This is a genomic window from Microbacterium sp. Leaf351, assembly GCF_001423825.1.
Lineage (GTDB): Bacteria > Actinomycetota > Actinomycetes > Actinomycetales > Microbacteriaceae > Microbacterium > Microbacterium ginsengisoli.
Window position 1 is genome coordinate 42,618 of record NZ_LMPK01000005.1, and the last position, 4,071, is coordinate 46,688.

The window sequence follows — 4,071 nt, forward strand, 5'->3', positions numbered from 1 at the left end:
AAGCGGCCGAGTTCATGTCGACCTACGACCTCGGCGTCGTCCCGATCCCCACGAACAAGCCGATGATCCGTCAGGACAAGCCCGACCTCGTCTACAAGAACGAGCAGGCCAAGTTCGCCCAGGTCGTCGAAGACATCGCTGAGCGGCACGCCGCAGGGCAGCCGGTTCTCGTGGGCACCGTGAGCGTCGAGAAGAGTGAGTACCTGTCGCGCCTCCTCGCCAAGAAGGGCGTGCGCCACGAGGTGCTCAACGCGAAGAATCACGCTCGCGAGGCCGAGATCGTGGCCCGCGCCGGTCGCCTCGGGGCGGTCACTGTCGCCACCAACATGGCCGGCCGCGGCACCGACATCATGCTGGGCGGGAACGCGGAGTTCCTCGCCGTGCAGCAGATGAAGGAGAAGGGCCTCGACCCGGTCGAGACCCCAGAGGCCTACGAGGCCGAGTGGGAGGGCGTCTACACCGCGGTGCGCGACGTCGTCGCCGGCGAGGGCGAGAAGGTCATCGAGGCGGGCGGACTGTACGTCCTCGGCACCGAGCGGCACGAGTCCCGTCGCATCGACAACCAGCTGCGCGGTCGCTCGGGTCGTCAGGGTGACCCGGGCGAGAGCCGCTTCTACCTCTCGCTCACCGACGACCTGATGCGTCTGTTCCAGTCCGGCGCGGCCGAGGCGATCCTCGCGCGCACGAACTTCCCCGACGATGTCGCGATCGAGTCGGGCATGGTGTCGCGCGCGATCAAGAGCGCCCAGGCACAGGTCGAGGCCCGTAACGCCGAGATGCGCAAGAACGTGCTCAAGTACGACGACGTTCTCAACCGCCAGCGCGAGGCCATCTACGCCGACCGCCGGCACATGCTCGAGGGCGACAACATCGCCGACCGGGTGCAGAAGTTCCTCGACGACGCAGTCGGCGCGATCGTCGACGACCACACGTCGAGTGGGCACACGGAGGCATGGGACTTCGATGCGCTGTGGACCGAACTCAAGACCATCTACCCCGTGAGCGTCACGATCGACGAGGTCGTCGCAGAGGCAGGGGAGAAGGGACGCATCACGGCGGAGGGGCTCAAGCGCGAGCTGCGCAGTGACGCGGTCATCGCCTACCAGAAGCGCGAGGGCACTCTCGGCTCGTCGGCGATGCGGGAGCTCGAGCGTCGAGTCGTGCTGCAGGTGCTCGACCGCCGCTGGCGCGACCACCTCTACGAGATGGACTACCTCAAGGAGGGCATCGGACTGCGCGCGATGGCGCAGCGGGACCCGCTCATCGAGTACCAGCGCGAGGGCTTCGAGATGTTCCAGTCGATGATGGGACAGATCAAGGAGGAGTCGATCGGGTTCCTCTTCAACCTCGAGGTCGAGGTGCGACGCCAGGACGAGCAGACCGAGGTCGCGGCGAAGGGTCTTGACACCCCGGCGCTCGAGGGCCAGCGTCTCGAGTACTCCGCTCCCACCGAGGACGGCGACATTGAGGTGCGCAACGACCGCGGTCAGGTGCAGAAGGCGGCGACCGGGCGCGCGCGCGACCGGGCCGCGGCATCCGCTCCGGCACAGGCCCCCGCACCCGCCGCCGAGGCGCCGCGCGGTGCGTTCGGTCAGCGGGTCGCCCCCGAGCAGCAGACGCCGGCGCCGCAGAACCGCGCCCAGCGTCGCGCGGCCGATCGCAACAAGTAGCCCGTCGCCCCCGACGCGATCGACCCCCGGTGCAGGCCACCGGGGGTCGATTGGCTTGTCGGGGTCGGGTCTATCCTGAACCGGTGAGCCCGCTTCGCCCCCTCGATCAGTCCCGCAAACTCAAGGATGTCCTCTACGAGATCCGTGGTCAGGCCCTCGTCGAGGCCGACCGGCTCGAGGCCGACGGCCACCGCATCCTGAAGCTGAACACGGGCAACCCGGCCACGTTCGGGTTCGAGGCGCCGTACCAGATCGTGCGCGACATGATCGAGGCCGTACCGCACGCGCACGGCTACTCCGAGAGCCGCGGCATCCTGTCCGCCCGCCGCGCCATCGTCTCGCGCTACGAGCAGGTGCCGGGGTTCCCGCACGTCGATCCCGACGACGTCTATCTCGGCAACGGGGTCTCCGAGCTGATCACCATGACGATGCAGGCGCTGCTCGACGAGGGCGACGAGGTGCTCATCCCGAGCCCCGACTACCCGCTGTGGACGGCGATGACGAGCCTCGGCGGCGGCTCACCCGTGCACTACCGCTGCGACGAGCAGAACGGCTGGCAGCCCGACATCGACGACATCCGCGCGAAGGTCACGCCGCGCACGAAGGCGATCGTCGTCATCAATCCGAACAACCCCACGGGTGCGGTCTACTCGCCCGAGCTGCTCTCCCAGATCGTCGAGGTCGCCCGGGAGCACTCCCTCCTGCTGCTGGCCGACGAGATCTACGACCGCATCCTTTTCGACGATGCGGTGCACACGCCGCTCGCGACTCTTGCCCCCGACCTGCTCTGCCTGACGTTCAACGGCCTCTCCAAGACCTACCGTGTCGCCGGTTATCGCTCGGGCTGGCTCGTGATCACCGGTCCCAAGTCTCACGCAGCGGGCTTCCTCGAGGGCATCACGCTGCTCGCGTCCACCCGGCTGTGCCCGAACGTCCCCGCGCAGTATGCCGTGCAGGCGGCGTTGTCCGGAGTGCAGTCGATCGACGCGCTGATCGCCCCGGCGGGGCGACTCCACGAGCAGAGGGATGCCGCGTGGCAGGCGCTCGAGTCGATCCCCGGCGTGAGCTGCGTGAAGCCGGCCGGTGCGCTCTACGCGTTCCCGCGCCTCGATCCCGAGGTGCACGAGATCCACGACGATGCGAAGTTCGTCTACGACTTCCTCGTCGCCGAGCACGTGCTGCTCGTGCAGGGCACGGGATTCAACTGGCCCGACCCTGATCACTTCCGCATTGTGACGCTTCCGGAGACACGCGTGCTGGTCGAGGCGATCGAGCGGCTCGGCAACTTCCTCTCGTCGTACCGCCAGTGACGGCGCGGCGCCCTCGGGGCCGGCGATGGCCGAGCCGGGGCGCCGCGGAAGAGCGACGGGGGTGATCGTCGTTCAGAGGAGCGCGAGCGAAGTCGCACGCCAGCGGTGGTCGACGCCTTCGAGTCGAAGGGCGATCGCCCGGGTGCGGGCGGGGCCTCGCACGATCACGACGCCCTCGACGACGCCGTCGGCAGGGCTCGACTGGTGCACGCGGATGATGTTGTGCACGGGGCGGCTCGGCGCGACGCCGCGGGCGCTGCGGGCGCGGGCCGCCAGGTTGGCGCGGGTCAGCAGCTTGCGGTAGGCGTCTTCGGTGAGCCAGCGCGCGAGTTGCTCGACGTCGCGCACTCCCGCGAACACTTCGAGCACTCCGACCGACAGGTTGTGCAGGATCGGCTCCGGCGCCGGCAGCTCGGCGGCGCTCGTGGGGCGTGGGGCGAAGTCGTCGCCCGCGTCGACGCGGCCTGCCGGGGGAGCGGCGCGTCGTGCGCCGGTGAAGGTGATCGCCATCTCGACCTCGCTCATGAAACGGGGGTAACTGCTGGTCGTTTTCAGTTGAGCACAGGCGATTCATAGAGTGGATGAGAGTGCTCTCATGTGGCGCCTTTGTCGATGAGAGTCCTCTCATAGAGGCCGTCGTGGGCGCGTCCGGCGCTGCTGCGCGCACGTGTCGGGGCGGCTCGACTGTGGATGCCGCGGCCTTCCCGGCGCCCGCGGCCGCTAGCGTGCGCGGGTGACCTGGGACCCGTTCCTCTCCGAGCTCGAGCTGCAGTTCGCCGCGCAGGCGCAGGCCGAGCGCCGTCTCGCGGCCACGGAGACCGAGCGCGTCCGCATCGCCGAGCTCGCCCTCACCGACCGACTCTCCGCTCTCGCGGAGGTGCGCGCCGCGGTAGCGCTGTGGCTGGCGGGTGCGGCGCCGGTGCGAGGCCGCCTCGTGCTCGCCGGCCCCGACTGGGCGGCGATCGAGGACGAGTCATCCGCTCTCTCGCTCGTCGCGGTCGGGGCGATCGTCCGCATCGACCTGCCGGCTGTGACCATCGCCGACAGCGTGCGCGAGATCAGCGCCCCCCGACCCCTCCGCGCCCGGATGG

At 69.5% G+C, this 4,071-nt stretch carries 3 protein-coding genes and 1 pseudogene; 3 read left to right on the forward strand and 1 reads right to left on the reverse strand.

Annotation, left to right across the window (positions count from 1 at the left end; genetic code table 11):
* Together ASG00_RS16475 and ASG00_RS02205 are read left to right on the forward strand one after the other, a co-directional pair.
* Positions 1–1,670, forward strand: a 1,670-nt coding sequence (locus ASG00_RS16475; RefSeq protein WP_442922581.1) for a preprotein translocase subunit SecA, incomplete at its 5' end; no start/stop codon positions are given.
* Between the two features lie 83 nt (positions 1,671–1,753).
* On the forward strand, positions 1,754–2,980 hold the full coding sequence (locus ASG00_RS02205; RefSeq protein ID WP_056206511.1) for a pyridoxal phosphate-dependent aminotransferase: 1,227 nt from the start codon (positions 1,754–1,756) through the stop codon (positions 2,978–2,980).
* A 72-nt stretch (positions 2,981–3,052) separates the two neighbouring features.
* Here the strand turns inward: ASG00_RS02205 and ASG00_RS02210 are convergent, their stop codons facing one another.
* On the reverse strand, positions 3,053–3,490 hold the full coding sequence (locus ASG00_RS02210; protein WP_045248346.1) for an Rv3235 family protein: 438 nt from the start codon (positions 3,488–3,490) through the stop codon (positions 3,053–3,055).
* Positions 3,491–3,713: 223 nt separating this feature from the next.
* Here ASG00_RS02210 and ASG00_RS15125 point away from each other — a divergent pair.
* A pseudogene (locus ASG00_RS15125) lies at positions 3,714–4,071 on the forward strand (hypothetical protein); the annotation flags it as partial.

Excerpts from the sequence above, each read along its gene's own strand:
- ASG00_RS02210 (WP_045248346.1), bottom strand. The coding sequence starts at position 3,490 with ATGGCGATCACCTTCACCGGCGCACGACGCGCCGCTCCCCCGGCAGGC.